19 protein-coding genes are annotated in these 19,819 nt (G+C 72.4%); 13 read left to right on the top strand and 6 right to left on the bottom strand.

What is annotated here, in order from left to right; genetic code table 11:
- Window positions 1–18 precede the first annotated feature (18 nt).
- The gene (locus MUN78_RS08065; RefSeq protein WP_244729877.1) at window positions 19–318 is read right to left on the bottom strand and encodes a helix-turn-helix domain-containing protein; all 300 of its coding nucleotides are present in this window, start codon (window positions 316–318) and stop codon (window positions 19–21) included.
- A gap of 11 nt (window positions 319–329) precedes the next feature.
- Window positions 330–680, bottom strand: coding sequence for a type II toxin-antitoxin system RelE/ParE family toxin (locus MUN78_RS08060; protein ID WP_244729876.1), 351 nt, complete (start codon window positions 678–680; stop codon window positions 330–332).
- A 237-nt stretch (window positions 681–917) separates the two neighbouring features.
- Here MUN78_RS08060 and MUN78_RS08055 point away from each other — a divergent pair, with 237 nt between their 5' ends.
- Together MUN78_RS08055 and MUN78_RS08045 are read left to right on the top strand one after the other, a co-directional pair.
- Window positions 918–1,451 carry a DUF4303 domain-containing protein gene (locus MUN78_RS08055; RefSeq protein WP_244729874.1) on the top strand — a complete coding sequence of 178 codons (534 nt, stop codon included), beginning with the start codon at window positions 918–920 and terminating at the stop codon, window positions 1,449–1,451.
- Between the two features lie 181 nt (window positions 1,452–1,632).
- Window positions 1,633–1,689 carry a zinc finger domain-containing protein gene (locus MUN78_RS08045; protein ID WP_346730635.1) on the top strand — a complete coding sequence of 19 codons (57 nt, stop codon included), beginning with the start codon at window positions 1,633–1,635 and terminating at the stop codon, window positions 1,687–1,689.
- A 104-nt stretch (window positions 1,690–1,793) separates the two neighbouring features.
- On the opposite strand, the gene MUN78_RS08040 is transcribed toward MUN78_RS08045, so the two are convergent.
- Complete coding sequence (locus MUN78_RS08040) at window positions 1,794–3,026, bottom strand: MFS transporter (RefSeq protein ID WP_244729873.1); 1,233 nt, start codon at window positions 3,024–3,026, stop codon at window positions 1,794–1,796.
- 231 nt (window positions 3,027–3,257) lie between these two features.
- Here MUN78_RS08040 and MUN78_RS08035 point away from each other — a divergent pair, with 231 nt between their 5' ends.
- The 5 genes from MUN78_RS08035 (at window position 3,258) to MUN78_RS08015 (ending at window position 7,784) form a co-directional block, all read left to right on the top strand.
- Complete coding sequence (locus MUN78_RS08035; RefSeq protein ID WP_244729871.1) at window positions 3,258–4,178, top strand: ABC transporter ATP-binding protein; 921 nt, start codon at window positions 3,258–3,260, stop codon at window positions 4,176–4,178.
- Window positions 4,175–4,942 carry a hypothetical protein gene (locus MUN78_RS08030; protein ID WP_244729870.1) on the top strand — a complete coding sequence of 256 codons (768 nt, stop codon included), beginning with the start codon at window positions 4,175–4,177 and terminating at the stop codon, window positions 4,940–4,942. The genes MUN78_RS08035 and MUN78_RS08030 overlap by 4 nt, the downstream gene beginning before the upstream one ends.
- Before the next feature lie 19 nt (window positions 4,943–4,961).
- A complete protein-coding gene (locus MUN78_RS08025; protein ID WP_244729868.1) occupies window positions 4,962–5,762 on the top strand; it encodes a hypothetical protein in 801 nt (266 codons plus the stop codon).
- A 155-nt stretch (window positions 5,763–5,917) separates the two neighbouring features.
- Entirely contained in the window at window positions 5,918–7,123 is a 1,206-nt protein-coding gene (locus MUN78_RS08020; protein ID WP_244729867.1) for a sensor histidine kinase, read from the top strand.
- Window positions 7,116–7,784: a response regulator gene (locus tag MUN78_RS08015; protein ID WP_244693928.1), complete on the top strand. Its 669-nt coding sequence runs from the start codon at window positions 7,116–7,118 to the stop codon at window positions 7,782–7,784. Before MUN78_RS08020 ends, MUN78_RS08015 begins: the two co-directional genes overlap by 8 nt.
- A 64-nt stretch (window positions 7,785–7,848) precedes the next feature.
- On the opposite strand, the gene MUN78_RS08010 is transcribed toward MUN78_RS08015, so the two are convergent.
- Entirely contained in the window at window positions 7,849–8,337 is a 489-nt protein-coding gene (locus MUN78_RS08010; RefSeq protein WP_244729866.1) for a DUF1877 family protein, read from the bottom strand.
- Window positions 8,338–8,387: 50 nt separating this feature from the next.
- Entirely contained in the window at window positions 8,388–10,073 is a 1,686-nt protein-coding gene (locus MUN78_RS08005) for an alpha/beta hydrolase (RefSeq protein WP_244729865.1), read from the bottom strand.
- A 350-nt stretch (window positions 10,074–10,423) separates the two neighbouring features.
- Between MUN78_RS08005 and MUN78_RS08000 the strand changes: the two genes are divergently transcribed.
- The 5 genes from MUN78_RS08000 (at window position 10,424) to MUN78_RS07980 (ending at window position 17,924) form a co-directional block, all read left to right on the top strand.
- Window positions 10,424–10,837, top strand: coding sequence for a GNAT family N-acetyltransferase (locus tag MUN78_RS08000; protein WP_346730629.1), 414 nt, complete (start codon window positions 10,424–10,426; stop codon window positions 10,835–10,837).
- Between the two features lie 248 nt (window positions 10,838–11,085).
- Window positions 11,086–11,712 carry a hypothetical protein gene (locus MUN78_RS07995; protein ID WP_244693924.1) on the top strand — a complete coding sequence of 209 codons (627 nt, stop codon included), beginning with the start codon at window positions 11,086–11,088 and terminating at the stop codon, window positions 11,710–11,712.
- A 139-nt stretch (window positions 11,713–11,851) separates the two neighbouring features.
- Window positions 11,852–15,592 carry an AAA family ATPase gene (locus tag MUN78_RS07990; RefSeq protein WP_244729861.1) on the top strand — a complete coding sequence of 1,247 codons (3,741 nt, stop codon included), beginning with the start codon at window positions 11,852–11,854 and terminating at the stop codon, window positions 15,590–15,592.
- A gap of 44 nt (window positions 15,593–15,636) precedes the next feature.
- Window positions 15,637–16,512 carry a signal recognition particle-docking protein FtsY gene (gene ftsY / locus MUN78_RS07985; protein ID WP_244729859.1) on the top strand — a complete coding sequence of 292 codons (876 nt, stop codon included), beginning with the start codon at window positions 15,637–15,639 and terminating at the stop codon, window positions 16,510–16,512.
- Window positions 16,513–16,520: 8 nt separating this feature from the next.
- Window positions 16,521–17,924, top strand: a complete 1,404-nt coding sequence (locus tag MUN78_RS07980) for an MFS transporter (RefSeq protein WP_244729858.1) — start codon at window positions 16,521–16,523, stop codon at window positions 17,922–17,924.
- Between the two features lie 9 nt (window positions 17,925–17,933).
- Here the strand turns inward: MUN78_RS07980 and MUN78_RS07975 are convergent, their stop codons facing one another.
- Entirely contained in the window at window positions 17,934–18,479 is a 546-nt protein-coding gene (locus tag MUN78_RS07975; protein WP_244693920.1) for a hypothetical protein, read from the bottom strand.
- 152 nt (window positions 18,480–18,631) lie between these two features.
- Between MUN78_RS07975 and MUN78_RS07970 the strand changes: the two genes are divergently transcribed.
- Window positions 18,632–19,807 carry an aggregation-promoting factor C-terminal-like domain-containing protein gene (locus tag MUN78_RS07970; protein ID WP_244729857.1) on the top strand — a complete coding sequence of 392 codons (1,176 nt, stop codon included), beginning with the start codon at window positions 18,632–18,634 and terminating at the stop codon, window positions 19,805–19,807.
- The last annotated feature ends 12 nt before the right edge of the window (window positions 19,808–19,819 follow it).

The following is a 19,819-nucleotide window of genomic DNA, read 5'->3' as shown; positions in this document are numbered from 1 at the left end:
GAGGGGTGAACCGACCCGTTAGGCCACCTGGACGCGCTGGTCGCCGAGAACGTACTCGATCGCCAGGGAACCGCCGACCGCTTCGAGGTAACCGCGGACCGTGCTGACCTTCGCACTGTCCAGGTCGCCGTGCTCGATCTTGGAGACCTGGCGCTGCCCGACGCCGATGCGCTCGGCGAGCTGGGCCTGCGTCAGGCCAGCGGCTTCCCTCAGCTCGCGGAGCCGGTACGCGCGCACCTCGGCGAGCATCCGCTCCTTGTGGGCGTCGACGAGTTCCCGGTCCACGGGGTGCTCGGCGATGAAGTCTTTCAGTGACATGGCCAACTCGATCACTTTCCTCTCAGGCTGCGTAGGTGGTCGTCGAACAGGTCGTCGGCCAGTGGGATGCTTTTCTTGTACCAGCGTTTCCAGGTGCCGGTCTTGTCGCCGGCGATCAGCATGATCGCTGAGCGTTCCGGGTCGAAGGCGAACAGTACTCGCAGCTCGGAACGCCCCGAGGAACCAGGTCTGAGCTCCTTCATGTTTCGGTGCTTCGACGAGGACACCGTGTCGACGATCGGCCGGCCGAGTTGAGGACCGCGGTCTTCCAGCAGCTCGATCGCGGCGACCACCTGGGCGCGTGAGTCATCGTCCAGCGAAGCGAGCCATCTCGCGATCGGCTCGATGTCCACGCTCCACATGCCTACATCTTAGACCCTGTGGGGTCTACGGGCAACGGGCCGATGCCGTGGATCGAGTGCGCACGCTTTTCTGGCTTGCCTGCCGCACCTGAGCCCTTCACGTTCCTTGCTCGTCATGCTCCAGCGAGTCGAGCAGTGGTGCGCCCCTTAGATGATGGTCGTGTTCACAACGGGCGATACTCATGCTCCCGATCGCGCTCGGCGCGGGCGTATCTCCCAGGATTGAGGACTTTCTTCGTGACAGACACTGCCGCTCCGGTCCCCGAGCTCGTCGACGTCGTCGCCGACGCTGCTCGGGAAGCAATCCTGCGGCTTCGCGCAGCACATACCGAGGACTTCTGCATCTATGCGCTTGTGGCCTCGGGTGAAGCGTACCGGCCCCACTTGGCCGCCACAGTGCGCGGCGACGGGCAGTGGGATCTCGCGGAAGACCCTGACGCAATCGTCGAGGACGACATCCTGGCCCGGACGGAGGAAGCGTTCGAGGGGCGCGGACAGCTGCACGAGATGAGCGATCCGGCCGCGGAGACGGAGTACGTGCGCCGGCTGGCCTCCCTGGAAGCGGCACTGCGCCGACTCGACCAAGAGGGAATGTTCGGCATTGGCGATGAGCGTAGCCGTGTTCTGCTCGTGGTGGCGACGATGCCGCCAGACGAATCGGACGCCGGTTTCGCTCGACGTCTCAACCTGTCCGGCCCCCTCCTCGACGCACTCTGGTCAGGTTCCCGGTGGTCGAGCGCCGTGTCCTTCGTGGTGATGGTGTGGCGCTGAGTTCGAGAACGGTGTCGGTCACTCCCTCGGCTGCGGTGCCGGGGACGAGGGCGAGTCTGTTCTTGACGAAGATGCCGACGCTGTCGGTGCGGCGGCGGATCTCCCGGTCGAGACGCTCATTGGGGTCGTTGGGCCAGGTCTGCTGCCAGATCCGTTCCGCTGCGGTTCCCCGATCACGCGAATGGCGTTCATGAACCGATCGAGCCATTTCTGCCCGCGCTGCCAGCGCCGGCGCTGACGGATGGTGTGCGCGCTCCGTCGACCGTCGGGTGCCGAGCGGCGGGGATCGGTCGCCGCTGCGCAGGGCGTGGAGCGCTCTCGGGCACGGGAGCGCTCCGCGCGTTACTCGCCGAGCTCATTCGCGGACGCGCTCAGCCCGCCGGCGGACGCGTTGAGCACGCCGGCGACGAGGAGCAGCACGGCTGCCGCCCCCGCCGTCCAGAGCATCGCGGTCGGCGCACCGGCGAGCTGGAGCCCGATGCCGATGAGCGCGCTTCCTGCGGCCGAGCCGAGATTGTGGCCCGTGTTCACCCATGTCGTCGCCGAGTTCTGACGGTGCTCGCCGCCCATCGTCCCGGCCGCCATGTAGCCCACGATCATGATGGGGGAGAAGCACAGCCCGGCGACAGCGAGGACGACCGCCACCGCGACGGGCCCGGACGCGAACGCGAGCGTCGTGAGCACTGAAGCCAGCAGGAGGACGAGCACTGCGAGCTGACGGAACGCGCTGCCCCGCACCCGCATGCGCCCGAAGAGCAGGCCTCCGACCGCGCTGCCTCCCGCGAAGCACCCCAACGCGATGCCCGCGGCTGCCGAACCTCCCTCGCCCGACAGCACCTTCGGCACCGCGACGCCGATCACGCCAGACAGGCCGCCCGCGATCAGCACCGGAAGGAGGATCGCGAGGAACCGCCGCTCGAGGATGAGCGGGCGCCGGCCGCGGTCGCCCGGCGCAGTGCTCGGCTTCGCGCCCAACGCGCCGACTGCCGGCGTCGTGACGAACCACAGCCCGCCCACGAGCACCATCGCAGCGGGACCGAGCAAGACGACACCGGGTCTCGCGAACGCCAGCGCAAGACCGGCGACGGCCGGGCCGGCGAGGTACAGCAGCTCCTCGATGACCGCGTCCAGGCTCATCGCCCGTCTGAGCGCTCGGTCCTCGGGAGCGAGGGAGCGCCACGCGACCCGCATGGTGGGGCCGAGCGGGGGAGCGACGGATCCCGCTGCCGCGCTGAGCACCAGGAGCAGGACGCCGCCCGACGCCGTGAGCGCCGCGATCGCGATCGACGCGAGCGCCAGCGCGAACAGGATCACCAGGGTCGCGAGGACCGTTCTCGCACCGAAGCGGTCGATGAGCCAAGCGCGTGCCGGGGCGAGGAAACCGGCCCCCGCGCCGTAGAGCGCGATCGCGATACCGGCTTGGGCGATCGACCCGGTCGCGTCGGTGACCGCATAGAGCAGCGGCAGGAAGACGAGCGCGTAGGCGGCCCGTCCGATCAGCGAGGTCCCGAACGTCAGCGGGACCTGGGGGAGTGCGAGCACGTCGATGTAACGTGCCTCCGAAGCGGAAGGCATGGCAGAAAATCCTCATGCTGAAGCGCACGCCGTGGCGTGCTGGTGAATATGGATCGGAGCCGAGGGGCGACTCGAACGTCGCCGCGGCCGATCAATCACGGACATGCAGCATGGCGACAGTCTATGCGGCCCGCGCCGTTCAGGTTCAACCCGTGGGTGGCATCGGACGCCGCGGGCTCCTCCGTACCGTCGAAGCAGGTCGAGATCCACGCGACGGAACCGGAGGGTGTCATGAGTATTGCAGTGCGGGCGCTGAGCAAGCGGTACGGGAGGAAGTGGGCCGTGCGCGAGCTCACGTTCGAGGTGCAGCCGGGCCGGGTGACCGGATTCCTCGGGCCGAACGGCGCCGGCAAGTCCACGACGATGCGCGCGATCGTGGGCCTGGACCGCCCGACGTCCGGCGAGGCGCTGATCGGCGGCCGGCGCTACGCGGCATTGCCCGCGCCCCTGCAGGAGGTCGGCACGCTGCTGGATGCCAAGGCGGCGCACCGGTCCCGCCGCGCCGTCGACCATCTGCGCACCGTAGCGGCGACGCACGGCATCCGACGACGACGCGTCGACGAGGTGATCGCCCTGGCCGGACTCGAGAGTGCGGCGACGCGCAGGGCCGGCACGTTCTCACTCGGCATGAGCCAGCGTCTGGGCATCGCCGTGGCGCTGCTGGGCGATCCGCACACGCTGATCCTCGACGAACCGGTCAACGGTCTCGACCCGGAGGGCGTCGCCTGGATGCGCGGCCTGCTCTCGCAGCTCGCCGCTGAAGGACGCACGGTGTTCCTCTCCTCGCATCTGCTCAGCGAGCTGGCGCTCGTGGCCGAGCACGTCGTGGTCATCGGTCGCGGCGCGCTGATCGCCGACGCGCCGCTCGCTGCACTGACCGCACGGGAGGAGCGCGTCCGGGTGCGCACCGAGCGCCTGCCCGAGCTGATGCGGCTGCTGTCGGGTCCGGGCGTCACCACGAGCTCCGGCGGACCCGATGTCGCCGAGGTCACCGGCGTGCCCGTCGACCAGATCGCCCAGCGGGCGGCTGCCGCGGGCATCGTGCTGCTGGAGCTGGCCCCGGTGCACCGCACGCTGGAAGAGGCCTACACCGAGCTGACCGGCAGCGCCGTCGAGTACCGCGCCGGCTCCGCGGACGGGAGCGCGTCGTGACGCGGGCGGCAGCGCCGCCCCGTCTCCGCGCCACGCCCGCGAAGGCGCTCCGCGCCGAATGGCTGAAGTTCTCCACGCTCGCCTCGAACCCGGTCTCGGTATTCGCGGCGTTCGCGCTGATCGCGGTGTTCGCCGTGCTGCTGGTGGGCGCCCGGGCCTCCGAGTCGTCGACTCCGACCCCGACGGAGCTGCTCACCGGAGCCTCCTGGGCGCAGATGCTCCTGGCGGTGCTCGCCGCGGTGTTCGCGTGCACCGAGTGGTCGTCGGGCACCGGCCCGACCACGTTCCTCGCGGTGCCCGCGCGCTGGCCGGTACTCGCGGGAAAGGCCGTCGTCATGGGCGTCATGGCCTTCCTGGTCGGCTCTCTCGGTGCCGTCGCGGCGCTGGCCGCGGGGGCGGTCGGCGGCGCGGACATCACCGGCCACGCAGCACTCGCCGTCCGCCTCGTGCTCGGATCCGGCGCGTATCTGGCCGGCATCGCGGTCCTCGCCGTCGCGATCGGCGTCATCGTGCGCAACCTCGTGGCCGGCATCCTCGTCGTCATCGGGTTCGTCTGGGTACTGCCGCTGGCGGTCACCCTGATCCCGTGGGATCCGGTGCAGCGCCTCGTGCCCTATCTGCCCTCGCCGGCCGGCGGCGTACTCATCGCGGCGGAGAGCCCCGCAGCGGCGCTGACCCCGTGGGGCGGCGCGGCGGTCCTCGCCGCCTGGGCCGCCGGCGCGCTCGGCATCGCAGGAATCTCGCTCAGCAGGCGCGATACCTGAATCGAAGGAAGGAACCCTGATGGAACGTCGAAGCCCGTACCCGCGCGTCCGCTCGGCCTGGCCGGGAGCGATCGCCTCGGAGACGCTGAAGCTCCTCTCGCTGCGCTCCAGCCGCATCCTGCTCGTCGTGGCTCTCGTGATGATCGCGGGCGCCGGCACACTCCTCTCGATCGCCACGGTCGGCAGGCTCAGCGACAAGCGCTTCGCCGGGCAGGAGATCTCCGCAACACCGGAGATGTTCGTCGACGCGGTGCTCTGGGCGCAGATCGTGATCGTCGTCCTGGCGGTGCTGGCCGTCGTGAACGAGTACACCTCGGGCCAGGTCACACTCTCCCTGCTCGCCGCGCCCACGCGCCTGCCCTGGCTGGGAGCCAAGGCCCTGGTGCTCGCCCTGTCCGGATTCCTCGTCGGCGTCATCGGCACGGCCGTCTCCTTCGGGGTCTCGGCACTGGTGGTCGTCGGCACCGAGGTGCGCTACGAGATCGCCTTCGGCGACGCCGCGCTGCTGAGCATGAAGTCCGGACTGTACCTCGCGGTGATCGCGGTGCTCGCGATCGGGGTCGCGGCCCTCGTCAGGCATGTCGTCGCCGCGCTCGTCGCGGTACTGGCGCTCATCGTCGTGCTGCCCCCGGTGCTCGCCTCGATCCCCGGTATCGGCGCCGCGGCCGACTTCCTGCCCACCATCGCGGGCCGCCGGCTCATCTCAGACTTCGAGACCGCCGTGCAGCTCTCGCCCTGGGCGGGCTTCGGCGTGCTCGCCGCCTGGACGGCTCTCGCACTCGCGCTGTCCGGCGCGCTGCTCGCCGCCCGCGACGCCTGAGCGGGCACGACACCAGCACCCGCGAGCGTCCGGCGATCGACGGTGCGCCTCGGGACCGCGCCGACGCGCACCGTGCGCCGGCAGGGATCGTTGGGGAGAATGGACCCCGTGGCGTCGACTCGGCTCGGCCGCCCGTGCCCGCGAAAGGAGAGGCCATGACGGAGACGCCGGTCCTGCGGATCGACGATCTGCGCGGTCCGCCGCCCAGGCCGCTCGCCTGGCTGCGGCGGCATCCCGTCGTCATCGATGTCGCGGTCGTGCTCTTCGCCTGCACACCCCTGGCGGCGGCGCTCGTCCTGCGCGCCTACGATTTCGGCTGGTGGGGCTGGCCTCTGCTCGGCCTCACCGCCGGCGCGCTGCTCCTGCGCCGGCGGCAGCCGATGGCGGTGCTCGTCGTGGTGGCTCTCGCCTGCGCCTGGAGCCCGCTGGCGCAGCCGGGCACCGGGTTCCCGACGATCCCGACCGCCTTCGCGCTCTACACGGTCGCCTCGCGGCAGTCCACCGTGCGCGCACTGATCGGCTACGGCATCGGCGTCGCAGCCACCGTGCTCGCGACCGTTCCGCACTCGCTGGCCGGGGAGCAGCCGCCGCGGGTCGCGCTGCTCGACTCCTTCGCCCTCATCGCGCTGGTCGCCGGCCTCATCGTCAGGAACCGGCGCGACCAGCAGCAGCGGCTGCTCGAGCTCGTGAACGAGCGCATCGAGCACGCCGGGCTCGCCGAGCGCACGAGGAACGCCGCCGAGATGCACGACGTGGTCGCCCACGCGCTGACGATGATCGTGTCGCTGGCCAACGGGGCGGCGAGCATCCGGGCGAAGCATCCGGCGAAGGCCGATGCCGCGGTCGACCGGATCGCCGCGGTCGGTCGTGAGGCCCTCGCCGAGATGCACCGGACGCTGGGGCTGCTGCGCGGCGCGGACGCCGGCCTGGACGAGCGCCTCCATCGCTCGGGCGGCAACCTCCCCGAGCTCGAGGAGCTCGTCGAATCGGTGCGCGCCACGGGGATAACCGTGTCGCTCACCCGCGAGGGGGATCAGCTGCCCGAGGACGTCGCCCTGCGCCAGGCGGTGTTCCGCATCGTCCAGGAGTCGTTGACGAACACCCTGCGGCACGCGGTCTCGCCGTCCTCCGTGGAGGTGGTCGTCATCCATGAGCACGGCCGCATCGAGATCCGCGTCGAGGACGACGGCGGTGCCGCGGCTGCCGTGCACATCCCGGGCAACGGACTCGTCGGCATCCAGCAGCGCGCTCGCGCATTCGGCGGCACCGCGGAGTCTGGTCCGCGTCCCGGCGGCGGCTGGCGCACGTCGGCCGTGCTGAACGCGCACCGGGAGCGGCGTGCGGAGGTGCACGATGGCTGAGCCCGCGATCCGGGTGCTGCTGGTCGACGACCATGCGCTGATCCGTACCGGCAACGGGCTGGTGCTCGAGGCCTCAGACGATCTCGAAGTCGCGGGCGAGGCCGCCACCGGCGAGGATGCGGTGTCCCTGACCGCGTCGCTCGCGCCGGATGTCGTGCTCATGGATGTGCGCATGCCCGGTATGGGCGGGATCGAGGCGACGCGGCGGATCACCGCGGCGCACCCGGCCACACGCGTCATCGTGCTCACCACGTTCGGCCTCGACGAGTACGTCTTCGGCAGCCTCCGGGCGGGCGCGAGCGCCTTCCTGCTCAAGAGCGCGACGGCGGGGCAGCTCACGGATGCGATCCGCACCGTCGCCGCCGGCGACAGCGTGCTCGACCCGCGCGTCACGCGGACGCTGATCGAGGCCTTCGTGGATCGGGCGGGTCGGCGGACCGCCGGGCGATCGGACCCGCTGACGGTGCTGTCGCCGCGCGAGCTCGACGTCTTCGTCTGCGTCGTCGAGGGCCTCGCCAATGCCGAGATCGCGCAGCGGCTGTTCCTGACGGTGGCGACGGTCAAGACCCATGTGAACCGCATCCTGGCGAAGCTGGAGGCGCGCGACCGCGTGCACCTCGTCATCCTCGGGTACGAGCACGGCATCGTCCGAGCATCGTGAGCGCCGACGCGAGAGCGGCCTCGTGCGCCGGCCGGCTGAGGCGCCGGCTCCGGCGCGCCGTCGCTCAGTGCAGCACGGAGAAGACGACGTGCGCGCGCTCGGCGCTCGCGGCGGCGAAGAAGGTGCGGAGCTCCGACAGCCAGCCCAGCGCGTAGCGCTCCTCGTCAGGGCCGTACTCGGGGTTGCGCAGCTCCTCCGGCATGGTCGCGTACGCGCGCGAGAACTGCGCGTCGTCGAGTCCGTGCAGGAAGCCCGCGACCTCGGCCGCCTCGTCCGGGGAAAGATGGGTGACCCAGGATTCCTCGTCGTCGACGTGCAGCGGCCGCGCGCCGCCGATGACGCCCCGGGCCGGCCACGGCCCGTCCTCGCCGGCGGGGGAGAGCGCGCACGCGATGGGATCCCACGCCTTGTCGGTCTCGCAGGCCCGCGCGAAGACCGCCGGATCCTCTTCGAGCCGCGCGAGCAGCCGGAGCAGTCTCGCGTCGTCTCCGGCCGCCGCGAGGACCGGCGCGATCTCGGCCTCGTCGAGCCGGAAGTGCAGTCCCAGTTGCATACGTTCCTCCGTGCGGTGATCCGTTCGGGTGAGCCCGGCGGCGCAGCGGGCTACTCGAGCTCGAGCGGCCACCGCGAGGAGCCGTCGTAGCCGTCGGCCCGAAGCTGCTCGTCCTTCGCCTCGGTGCACTGCGGGTCCGACTCGGGCACGGTGCCCTCCATGAAGTAGTCGTCCACCGCGATGTTCACGCACGGGGAGGCCCCGTAGATCCGATTCCCCTCGGTCGTGAGGGTGACGAGCACGCCGCTCTCGAGCTGGTCCGCGAGCGCCTCCGACCAGGCGTAGGGCGTGCCGGGAACGTCGGTTCCGCCGAGCACGAGGATCGGGTTCGCGCCGGCGGCGGTCACGGGGTCCATCTCATCGGGGCCCGCGACCGGCCACTCGGCGCAGTCGAGGTCGCTGTAGGCCAGGTAGCTGCCGAGGATCGGCGCCGCGGCATCGATCTCGGCGGCCTGCTCGGCGACCACCGCGGGGTCGCTCTCGGCCACGAGATCGAGGCACACCGTCGCCGTGAAGCTCTCCTCGTAGTTCGAGGTGTAGCCCTCGGCGTCGCGCCCCGCCGCCACATCGGCGAACTCCATGACGTTCGCGTAGTCGCCGTCGACGGCGCCGGTGAAGATGTAGCCGGGCACCATCCACGCGTAGCGGCTGGTGAGCGTGACGAGCAGCGCGTTCATGAAGGTCTCACTCGTGACGGCCCGGCCGTCGCCCGCCGTCCCCGGCGTCGCGTCGAGCTGGTCGAGCTTCGCGCGGACGCTCTGCATCGCCTCGTCGACCGTGCCGCTCAGCGGGCACTCCGGGTTGCCGAGGCACTGCTCCAGGTAGGTGCGCAGGATCCGCTCCAGGCTGGTCGCCTGGCCGAGCGCGACGTCGAAGCCCGTGGCGCTCGGATCCCAGCCGCTCGAGAGCACCATGCGCCCGACCTTCTCGGGGTACCGGTCGGCGTATCGGGCGCCCACGAAGGTGCCGTAATCCTCGCCGAGGAAGTTCAGCTGCTCGTCGCCGACGATCTCGCGCAGCATCTCGAGGTCCTGCACCGTCGACTCCGTGTCGACGTGCGCGAGCAGCTCGCCCGTGTTCTCCTCGCAGGCGGCGGCGAACTCCCCGGCGCTCGCGCTCCGCTGCGCGATCCACTCCGCGCTGCCGCGCGCGGCGCTCGCGGGCTCGGTGCTGCCGAAGACGTAGGCGTCCATGCCGGCCTCGTCGAGGCAGACGACCGGCGTCGTGCCGCCGAAGACCCCCGCCGAGCCGCGCGTGTCCCAGGCGATCACGTCGTAGTGCTCCTTGACGGCGATGCCGGTGGCTCCCGGATGCGAGGTGGAGTAGTAATCGACCCCGGAGAGCCCGGGGCCTCCGGGGTTCAGGAAGAGCGTGCCGAGCTTCGTGCCCTCCGCCTCCCGCTTGATGAGCGCGAGGTCGATCGTCTCGCCCTCGGGATCGTCCCAGTCGAGCGGTGCCTCGACGGTCGCGCACACGAGCCCCTCGTCGGTGCAGGTCTCCCAGTCGGGCCGCTGCTGCCCGAGTCCGCCGCTCTCGGCGTTGGGCGCGGAGGACGAGCCGCCGTCCGCCGCACCGCCTCCGGCGCCGCCGATCCCGCCGAACGGGAGGAGGAGCGAGCAGCCGGTGAGCGCGGTCGCCGCCGCGGCCGCGACGAGGCCGAGCAGGAGCCGTCGGGCGCCGCGCCGAAGCGTGTCGCGCTGCTGACGGGCCTCGGTGACGGTGCCGGGTGTGGTCATATGCTTCCTCCGGGGTGCGGTCTCCGCGCGGCTCCGGGGCCCCCTCCCCGTCGTCGCGCGCGAAGGCGTGTCGAACCCCCTCAGCCTACCGGCACCGGCGTCCGCCTGTGCGTACCGTCACCGGCGTCCGACCACGTGCGTCCGGCGCTGACGAGTGCGCCGTCACCACCGGCCGGCGATCAACACGGAATCCGGTGGTCGGCAGCCGTGTGCGTAACGATGCGGCGCGGTCGGAGACGGGGCTACCCTCGTCAGATGCGCATCGTGATCGAAGGCCCCGCGAACCGGACGTGGTCCGCCTGCTCGCCGAGCATCTCGCGCAGATGCGAGCCACATCGCCGGAGGAGAGTGTGCACGCGCTCGACGTCGACGCCCTGGACCGCCCGAGTGTCAGGTTCTGGACGGCGCGCGAGGAGCACGACGCATCCCTGCTCGGCGTCGGCGCGCTGCTGATCCAGCCGGATCGGACCGGCGAGATCAAGTCGATGCGCGTCGCCGGGGATCGCCGCGGCCGCGGCGTCGGAACGGCCGTGCTCACCGCGATCGTCGCGGATGCCGCCGCAGCGGGGCTCACCGCACTGCAGCTCGAAACCGGCACGGGTGCGGCGTTCGCGTCCGCCAGGAGGCTCTACGCGCGTCACGGCTTCGCCGAGCGAGGGCCTTTTGGCGCCTACCGAGAGGATCCGCACAGCGCGTTCTTCGAGCTGCGACTGCCCGCCGGTGAGGCGCCGGCGGGGGCCCGGCTCGTCATCCCCGAGACGTAGCCGACCTCCGGAAAGATCGCGACGAGTGGCGACGTCCTCGGGCGGTTCTGGACGGCTCATCGGATGGGCCGGGGCGTCGCGCGCGGGTGGTACCGGAGGCACCGTTCGTCGCAGCGCCCGAGAAGAGGTTCGCGAAGGCTCCACCCGGCTCGAACGTCTGCGCCGCGGGATCCGGATCTCGGCCGCCGACACCGGGCGTTCACCCGCCGGACGCGCGGTGTGCAGTTCCGAGGGGTACCGTGGCGAGTATGGAGCCGCCGGAACGCGAGCAGGGCACGGGCGGGCCAACAGCGGCCGCCGGCGATCCGGTCGCGACGGGCATCTTCGGCGACGCCGACGCGACGGACCAGCGGGACGGTCCCGGGCGCTGGGAGCTCGCCTGGCGCACCGCCCTCGGTTCGCTGCTGCTCGCGATGCTCGCGTCACTGCTCTTCACCGGGGCGCTCCACGGCCAGGAGAGCGGGCCGAGCCGCTTCCTCACGGCGTTCCCGGTCGCCTTCGGCGTGCTGCCCGCGCCGGTGTTCGGCGCGCTCGCCTGGTGCTTCGCGCCGTGGCTGCGCCCGCTCCGCCGTTCGGTGCAGTGCGCGCTCTTCGGGGCGCTCGGCGCGGCGACCCTGTGCGCGATGCTCCTCGGATGGCTCGTGATGGGCGACATGCTGAGCGCCTGCCTGCCCTCGGAGCGCTGCGCGGTGTCGCCGTCGGCGGCGGCCATCCTGCTGCTCTACGCCGGCGTCCCGGTCGCGCTCATCGCGGGAGGCGGGCTCGGCATCGCGTACGAGAGCGGCGGGAGCGCGGCGGGCCGGCGGCTGTTCTGGTCGGTGCTCGCCATCGCCGGCACCGCCTTCGTCGCGGTGCAGGCGCTCGCGATGCGCTGAGCTCCGCGCACCCGGTCCTGGAGCGCCTCGCGGACGCGGCGACCGGCGTGCTCTAGGGTGAAACCACCGCGCCGGAGCCCGACGCCCGGCGGATCGGACCCGAGGCGGAGCCCGAAACGCGAGACGGAGAGGACCCGGCGTGCACCTGAAGAGCCTGACCCTCAAGGGCTTCAAGTCGTTCGCGCAGCCGACGACGTTCCAGTTCGAGCCGGGCGTCACGGCCATCGTCGGCCCCAACGGCTCCGGGAAGTCGAACGTCGTCGACGCGCTCGCCTGGGTGATGGGGGAGCAGGGCGCGAAGACCCTGCGCGGCGGCAAGATGGAGGACGTCATCTTCGCGGGGACGTCGACGCGGGGCCCGCTCGGCCGCGCCGAGGTGCGGCTCACCATCGACAACGCCGACGGCGCGCTGCCGATCGAGTACGCCGAGGTGACGATCAGCCGCACGCTGTTCCGCAACGGATCGAGCGAGTACGCGATCAACGGGGAGGCCTGCCGGCTGCTCGACGTCCAGGAGCTCCTCAGCGACTCGGGACTCGGGCGCGAGATGCACGTGATCGTCGGGCAGGGGCAGCTCGACGCGGTGCTGCGCGCCACCGCTGAGGACCGCCGAGGCTTCATCGAGGAGGCCGCCGGCATCCTCAAGCACCGCAGGCGCAAGGAGCGCACGCTGCGCAAGCTCGAGGCGATGGAGACGAACCTCACGCGCCTCGAGGACCTCGCGGGGGAGATCCGCCGGCAGCTGAGGCCGCTCGGACGCCAGGCCGAGGTCGCCAGGCAGGCCCAAGGGATCGGTGCCGAGGTGCGCGACGCCAAGGCGCGGCTGCTCGCCGACGACGTCCACCGGCTGCGCGGCGAGCTCGACGCGCTCGCCCGGGACGAGGCGGAGCAGCATGCCGAGCGGATCGTGCTGCAGGAACAGGCGGAGCAGAAGCAGCTGCGGATCGCCCGCCTCGAACAGGATCAGCAGAGCGACGAGCTGGACGCGGCGCGGCGGGTCGCCATCGGTCTCGAGTCCGTGCAGGCGAAGCTCCGCGGCCTTCTCTCCCAAGCACAGCAGCGGCTCACCTTCCTCGCGACGCAGGCCGAGGCGCCCGAGACGCCGAATCGCATCAGCCGGGCGGCAGTCGTCGAGGCCGAAACGGAGGCCGCCAGGCTCGCCGGGCTGGTGCCCGGGGCGGAGGAGGCCTGGGAACGAGCGGCGGCCGGGACGGCGCGGGCTCGGCGCGAGCTCGACGCCATCGACGAGCACATCGCCGCGCAGAGCGAGCTGGTCTCGACGCACGATCTCCGGCTGTCGCAGCTGCGGGGCAGCGCCGAGGCCGCCGCCCAGAAGCGCGATGCGCTCGCGCAGGAGGTCGCCAGGCGCGAGCAGGCCCTCGCGCAGGCCGAGGAGCGCTCCGCCGAGGCTCGGCAGGAGCTCGACGCGTTCGTGGAGCGCGAGGAGCTCGGCGAGGCTCCGGAGACGGGGCTCGACGACGCCTACCGGGCGGCGCAGGAGGCGCAGACGGCCGCCGAGCAGGCGCGCGACGAAGCGCGTGATGCCCTGCACGCGCTCGAGCAGGAGCGCGCGGGCCTCGCCGCGCGGGCGGGAGCGCTCACCCGGTCCCTGGATCAGCGCGACGCCTCGGACGCCCTCCTCGCCGAGCAGCCCGGAGGGCTCGGTGGACGCGTCTCCGATCGCGTCCGCGTGCGCGAGGGCTACGAAGCCGCCATCGGGGCGGCGCTCGGTGCGTTCGCGGACGCCCTGCTCGCCGACACGGCGACGTCGGCGGCGAGCGCCGTGCTCCTGGCGCGGGAGCGGGATCTCGGACGGCTGCGGACCGTGCTCGCGGGATCCTCGCGAGCGGGATCGGCGGACGCCGCACCGCCGATGAGCGACGCGTCGGCGGCGCGGATGGTCGCCGTTCCGGGCGCCACGCACGCGCTCGACGTGCTCGTCTCCGCGCCCGAGGGCGTCACCGGCATGCTGTCCCGGTGCTACATCGCCGAGGACCTCGAGGCCGCGCTCGAACTCGGCGAGGTGCTGCGGAGGGAGGCCCCCGCCGCCGAATGCACGATCGTCACGGCAGCGGGCGATGTGCTCACGGCGCACACGCTGAGCGGGGGATCGGGCCTCGCGCCGTCGCGCATCGAGCTCTCCGCCGAGCTCGCGCAGGCGGAGCACCGCCTCGCCGAGGTCACCGCGGAGATCGCGGAGACCGAGGTGATGCTCGGCGAGCGTCGCGCGGCGTCGGCGCGGGCGAAGACGGTCGCGCAGGAGGCCTACGCGGAGCTCCGCGCCGCGGACGCCCGGCTCGCGGAGCTGGCGCAGACCCGCAACCGTCTCGTCGCCCGCGCCGAGGCGGCTGCCGCGGAGGCCGAGCGCGCGCGGCAGGCGATCGCCGGCGTCGCCGAGGCCGCCGCCGAATCCGCCGCGGCGGCGGAGCGCGCGGCGCGCGAACTCGCGGAGGCGCAGGCCACGCCGCGCCCGATCCTCGATGCGAGCCAGCGCGAGGGGCTCGCCGCGGAGCTCGACCGCGCCCGAGCCGCGGAGCTGGAGTCGCGGCTCGCGCTCGAGACGGCGCGCGAGCGGGCGCGAGCGGGCGCCGCGCAGGCCGAAGCGGCGGGGCGGCAGTTCGACGCGGAACGCGCGGCCGCGGAGGATGCGGCGCGGCGGGCGGTGCTGCGCGCGCGGCAGGTCGCCCATGCGGAGCGCGTGGCGCGCGCACTCCCCGCGATCCTCGAGGCCTGCGACCGCTCGCTCGCGGAGGCCAGACTCGCCCAGCAGGCCGCGGAGCAGGAGCGGGCGCGTCACAGTCAGGAGCTCACGCTCCTGCGCTCCGAGGAGTCCGCTCTCAGGCAGCAGTTGCAAGCGCTGGCCGAGCGCGTCCACGGAGCCGAACTCACGAGCTACGAGCGGAAACTGCACCTCTCGAGCCTGCTCGAGCGCTCGGGCAACGAGCTCGGGCTCGTCGAGGACGTGCTCATCGCGGAGTACGGACCGGAGGTGCCGATCCCGGTCGGGGGGCCGGTCGGCTCGCGTCCCGGGGCTGCCGCGGGGGATCCCGTCTCCGCACCGAGTTCTCCGGAGCCGCCCGCCTACGCGAGCGCGCTCGAGGCGGAGCTCGCCGCGGAGCTCGGGCTGGACGCCTCACCGGGCGACCTCGAGGGCGACGCGGAGGATCCGGCGAACGCCGGCGAGGAGCCCGCGGATGCCGGCACGATCGAGACGATCCCGTTCGTTCGGGCCGAGCAGGAGCGGCGGCTCGCCCGTGCCGAGAAGCGGCTCGCCGAGCTCGGGAGGATCAACCCGCTCGCCCTCGAGGAGTTCGCGGCCCTCGAGCAGCGCCACCTCTTCCTCACCGGTCAGCTGCAGGACCTCGCGAAGACCCGCAGCGACCTGCTGGCGATCATCGCCGAGCTCGACGAGCAGATGCAGGGGATCTTCGCCGCGGCGTTCGAGGACACGCGGGCGGCTTTCTCCGAGGTGTTCCCGATCCTCTTCCCGGGCGGCTCGGGCGAGATCGCCCTGAGCGATCCCGAGGACCTGCTCGCCACGGGCATCGACATCGCCGTGCGCCCGGCGGGCAAGAAGGTCGAACGGATGTCGCTGCTCTCCGGCGGCGAGCGCTCGCTGGCCGCCGTCGCATGGCTCATGGCGATCTTCCAGGCCAGGCCCAGCCCCTTCTACATCGTCGACGAGGTGGAGGCCGCGCTCGACGACGCCAACCTCGGTCGGCTGCTCCAGGTGTTCGAGCGGTTGCGCGAGAACTCGCAGCTCATCATCATCACCCACCAGAAGCGGACCATGGAGATCGCCGACGCGCTCTACGGGGTGTCCATGCGCCAGGACGGGATCTCGGCGGTCGTCGGTCAGCGCATCGCGCGGGAGGACTGAGCACGGCCCCGGAGCCCCGCGGGCGTGCCGCTAGGATCGAGACCATGGCAGAGCGATCCTGGTCCTTCTCGAAAGCGTTCCGCACCCTGTTCAGCGGTCCGGAGCTCATCACGGAGGAGACCTGGGACGAGCTGGAGACCGCACTGATCACCGCCGATTTCGGCCCCGAGGTGACCGAGTCGATCCTCGAGCGGCTGCGCTCGGAGGTGGATCGGCACCGCGTCACCGAGGTGAAGGAGATGCGCCGCATGCTCCGCGATGCGATCGAGGAGCGGCTCGCCGCCTACGATCCCACCCTCACGCTCTCCGACCGTCCGGCCGTGATCCTCGTCGTCGGCGTCAATGGGGTCGGCAAGACCACCACGATCGGCAAGTTCGCGAACTACCTCACGAGCTTCGACAAGCGGATCCTCGTCGGCGCCGCCGACACCTTCCGCGCGGCGGCGGTGGAACAGCTCGGCACCTGGGCGGAGCGCGCGGGCGTCGACATCGTGAAGCCGCAGCAGCAGGGGCAGGATCCCGCATCCGTCGCCTTCCAGACCGTCGAACGCGCGAAGGCCGAGGGCTACGACGTGGCGATCATCGACACGGCGGGCCGGCTGCAGACCAAGGGCGGCCTCATGGATGAGCTCGGCAAGGTGCGCCGCGTGATCGAGAAGCAGAGCCCCGTCGCCGAGGTGCTGCTCGTGCTCGACGCCACGACCGGGCAGAACGGGCTGGCGCAGGCGGAGGCCTTCATCGAGCACGCCGGTGTCACCGGCCTCGTGCTGACGAAGCTCGACGGCTCGGCGAAGGGCGGCTTCGTCCTCGCCGTGCAGGAGAAGACGGGGCTGCCGATCAAGCTCGTGGGCCAGGGGGAGGGCATCGGCGATCTCACCGGCTTCACGCCGCACGTCTTCGCGCAGCAGCTCGTCGGCTGACGGCCGGCATGGTCTCCCGCGCCCAGATCGGATTCCGCTCCGAGCGGGGGCCGATCCTGCTCGCCCTCATGCTGTCCACCGGGCTCATCGCGATCGATGCGACGATCCTTGCGACGGCGGTGCAGAGCATCGTGGCGGATCTCGGCGGGTTCTCCCAGTTCCCCTGGCTCTTCTCCGTGTACCTGCTCGCGCAGGCCGTCTCCGTGCCCGTGTACGCGAAGCTCGCCGACATGTTCGGCCGCAAGCCGATCCTGCTGCTCGGGATCGCGCTCTTCCTGATCGGCTCGATCGCCTGCGGCCTGGCGTGGAGCATGCCGGCGCTCGTGGCGTTCCGCGCGCTCCAGGGGCTGGGCGCCGGGGCGGTGGCGCCGATGGCGCAGACCGTCGTCGGAGACATCTACACGCTCGAGGAGCGGGCCAAGGTGCAGGGCTACATCGCCTCAGTCTGGGCGATCGCCTCGGTCGCCGGACCCGCGCTCGGCGGCGTCTTCTCGCAGTTCGTCTCGTGGCGCTGGATCTTCCTCGTGAACATCCCGCTGTGCCTGCTCGCGGGCCTGCTGATCCTGCGCGACTACCGCGAGCGCCTGGAGCGCAGCGAACGGCGCGTGGACGTCCTGGGCGCCGTCGTGCTCACGGCGGGGCTCGTCGCGGTCATCCTCGCCGTCATCGAGGGGGGTCATGCGTGGGCCTGGCTCTCCCCGCAGAGCCTGGGGCTCGCCGCCTTCGGGATCGCGGCGCTCGCGGCCTTCGTGGTGCTGAGCCGACGAGCCGAGGAGCCGATCCTCGACCTCGCGCTGCTCCGGCCGGCCGTGGTGTGGGTGCCCACCTGCATCTCCGCGTGCGTCGGCGCGCTGCTCACCGGCATCACCGCCTTCGCCCCGAGCTATCTGGAACGCGCCGCCGGAGCGACCCCGCTCGTCGCGGGGTTCGCCGTCGCGGCCTGCTCGCTCGGCTGGCCGCTCGCGGCCTCCACGGCCGGCAGGATCTACCTGCGCTGGGGCTTCCGGCGCACCGCCCTCATCGGGAGCGCGATCGCGACGGCCGGGGCCGTCGGGCTCCTCGCGGTGGTCTGGCGGCCCGACCCCGTGACCATCGGCCTGTGCGCCTTCGGCATCGGATTCGGCCTCGGATGGACGGCGACGCCGACGCTCATCGCCGCACAGGCCTCGGTGTCCTGGAGCTCCCGCGGCGCCGTCACCGGACTGAACGTCTTCGCGCGCACCGCGGGCGGGGCTCTCGGCGTGGCGATCTACGGTGCGATCTCGAACACCGTCCTGGCGGCGGGACGGGGCGAGACCGACCCCGCGACTGTGATCTCCGCAACGAGCTGGGTGTTCGGCGGCGCGGCGGCGACGGCCGCGATCATGCTCGTCGCCGCGGCGGCCATGCCGCGGCCCGCGGCCTCGGGCTGACCCCGCGGCTCAGAACGGGTAGCCGTACCGGGCGAGGAAGACCGCCGCGGAGACGATGGCGTAGACGAGGAAGGTCGCCGCGATCCACGCGCACGCCCAACGGCTCGTCGCGAAGTCGGAGCGGGCGAGTGCCGGCCGCATCGCGAGCAGCCCCGTGAGCTGCACCGCGGTGAGCGCCAGGTAGGACCAGTCGCCGAAGACCCAGGCGAGGGGGAGGAAGTGCAGGGACACGCAGAGACCGATCCACCAGCCGTACCATCGCGTCTGCCCGCGTCGAGCGAGCACGATGCATCCGGCGCCGATCACCACGGCCTCCGCGACGACGATGACGCCGAAGACCCAATATTGCCCCTCGAGCGCACTGGCAGTGCCCCAGTTGCGCCACACCAGGATCCCGAAGGCGCAGGACAGCAGGAATCCGAGCACGGAGCCCGCCCCGAGCAGCGCTCGGTCCTTCGGGCGGGGATCCTCCTGCGACCATCCGAACCATCCCGCGGCCATGAGGGCGAGCCACGCGATCGCGAAGGCCTGGTCCCTGAGGAACTCGGTGATCATCTGGCCCCTTTCCGTTGCGGCCACCCTAGCGGCTCGACCGGGGACGACGTCGGACCCGCCGCGCCGCTGACCCCCGGGGCGGGGTCCCCGCGGGTTCGCGGCGCGGCGGGCGCGGTCCCGGCGTTCGCGAGGCGGCGTTCTAGGGTGGAGGCATGTCCGATCGACCCGCGCCTCGCCGCCTCGCCGCCGTCGCCCTGACCGTCGCCTTTCTGCTTTCGGGGACGGTGCCGGCCGTCGCCGTCGATGCGAACGGGTACCCGAGCTGGGACGAGGTCAGGGCCGCGCAGGCGTCCGAGTCGGCCGCCGAGGCGGAGTACGGTCGGCTCGAGTCGGCGCTGTCCCGGGCTCGGACGGAGGCCGAATCCGCGGCGACGGAGGCGGAAGCGGCGACCGCGGCCGCCGGCGAGGCCGAGCGGGCGCTGCGTGCGGCCTCCGACCGCGAGATCGCGCTCAAGGATCGCGCCGCGCGGGCCGAGGCGGATCTCGAGGAGCACGGCGACGCACTCGGGCGGATGGCGTCCTGGCTCTACATCAACGGGACCGGTCTCGCGAGCACGAGCGAGCTCGCGGCCTCCGAGAACCCCGAGGAGTTCATGGGGAAGCTCAGCACGGCGACGCAGGTCTCCGGCACCTGGAGCAGTCTCGCCGCGCGGGCCGAGGAGGAGCTGAACACCGCGTCCTCCCTCGAGGAGCAGGCGGCCGCCGCCCAGGAGGAGCGCGCACGGCTCGCGGCCGCCGCCGAGGAGGCGGCCGCCGACGCGACCGCGTCGCAGCGGCTCGCCGAGGCAGCGGTGGCGACGGCGCTCGACCGCAGCGATACCGTCTACGCCCAGCTCGCGGCGCTGCGGGGCACCAGTTCCGACGTCGAACGCCGGTACCAGATCGGCCAGCAGGTCGCCGCCCAGCAGGAGGCGGAGGCGCGCGAGCGGGAGGAGGCCGCGCGCCGCGCACGCGAGAGCGGTGAGAGCGGAGGCTCAGGCGGCGGAGGCGGTGGCGGAGGCGGTTCGACGGGGGTCGACCCTGCGGGAGCGCAGGCCTATGCGCGCTCCGTGCTCGGCGCGTACGGCTGGGGCGACGAGCAGTTCTCCTGCCTGGTCGCGCTCTGGAACGGCGAGTCCGGCTGGCGTGCCGATGCGCTCAATCCCTCGAGCGGCGCCTACGGGATCCCGCAGTCGCTGCCGGCCGAGAAGATGGCCGTCGCGGGCGCCGACTGGCGCACGAACGGGAACACCCAGGTCGACTGGGGTCTCGCGTACATCCAGGCCGCCTACGGAAGCCCCTGCGACGCCTGGGGCAGCTGGCAGTCCCGCGACCCGCACTGGTACTGAAGCGCGCCGGGC

It is taken from the genome of Leucobacter allii (genome assembly GCF_022919155.1).
Taxonomy (GTDB): Bacteria; Actinomycetota; Actinomycetes; order Actinomycetales; family Microbacteriaceae; genus Leucobacter; species Leucobacter allii.
The sequence above is the reverse complement of the archived record's forward strand: the minus strand, read 5'-3'. Positions and strand labels throughout refer to the sequence as shown.

Excerpts from the sequence above, each read along its gene's own strand:
- MUN78_RS08065 (WP_244729877.1), bottom strand. The coding sequence starts at position 318 with ATGTCACTGAAAGACTTCATCGCCGAGCACCCCGTGGACCGGGAACTC.
- MUN78_RS08060 (WP_244729876.1), bottom strand. The coding sequence starts at position 680 with ATGTGGAGCGTGGACATCGAGCCGATCGCGAGATGGCTCGCTTCGCTG.
- MUN78_RS08040 (WP_244729873.1), bottom strand. The coding sequence starts at position 3,026 with ATGCCTTCCGCTTCGGAGGCACGTTACATCGACGTGCTCGCACTCCCC.
- MUN78_RS08035 (WP_244729871.1), top strand. The coding sequence starts at position 3,258 with ATGAGTATTGCAGTGCGGGCGCTGAGCAAGCGGTACGGGAGGAAGTGG.
- MUN78_RS08025 (WP_244729868.1), top strand. The coding sequence starts at position 4,962 with ATGGAACGTCGAAGCCCGTACCCGCGCGTCCGCTCGGCCTGGCCGGGA.
- MUN78_RS08020 (WP_244729867.1), top strand. The coding sequence starts at position 5,918 with ATGACGGAGACGCCGGTCCTGCGGATCGACGATCTGCGCGGTCCGCCG.
- MUN78_RS08015 (WP_244693928.1), top strand. The coding sequence starts at position 7,116 with ATGGCTGAGCCCGCGATCCGGGTGCTGCTGGTCGACGACCATGCGCTG.
- MUN78_RS08010 (WP_244729866.1), bottom strand. The coding sequence starts at position 8,337 with ATGCAACTGGGACTGCACTTCCGGCTCGACGAGGCCGAGATCGCGCCG.
- MUN78_RS08005 (WP_244729865.1), bottom strand. The coding sequence starts at position 10,073 with ATGACCACACCCGGCACCGTCACCGAGGCCCGTCAGCAGCGCGACACG.
- MUN78_RS07995 (WP_244693924.1), top strand. The coding sequence starts at position 11,086 with ATGGAGCCGCCGGAACGCGAGCAGGGCACGGGCGGGCCAACAGCGGCC.
- ftsY (WP_244729859.1), top strand. The coding sequence starts at position 15,637 with ATGGCAGAGCGATCCTGGTCCTTCTCGAAAGCGTTCCGCACCCTGTTC.
- MUN78_RS07980 (WP_244729858.1), top strand. The coding sequence starts at position 16,521 with ATGGTCTCCCGCGCCCAGATCGGATTCCGCTCCGAGCGGGGGCCGATC.
- MUN78_RS07975 (WP_244693920.1), bottom strand. The coding sequence starts at position 18,479 with ATGATCACCGAGTTCCTCAGGGACCAGGCCTTCGCGATCGCGTGGCTC.
- MUN78_RS07970 (WP_244729857.1), top strand. The coding sequence starts at position 18,632 with ATGTCCGATCGACCCGCGCCTCGCCGCCTCGCCGCCGTCGCCCTGACC.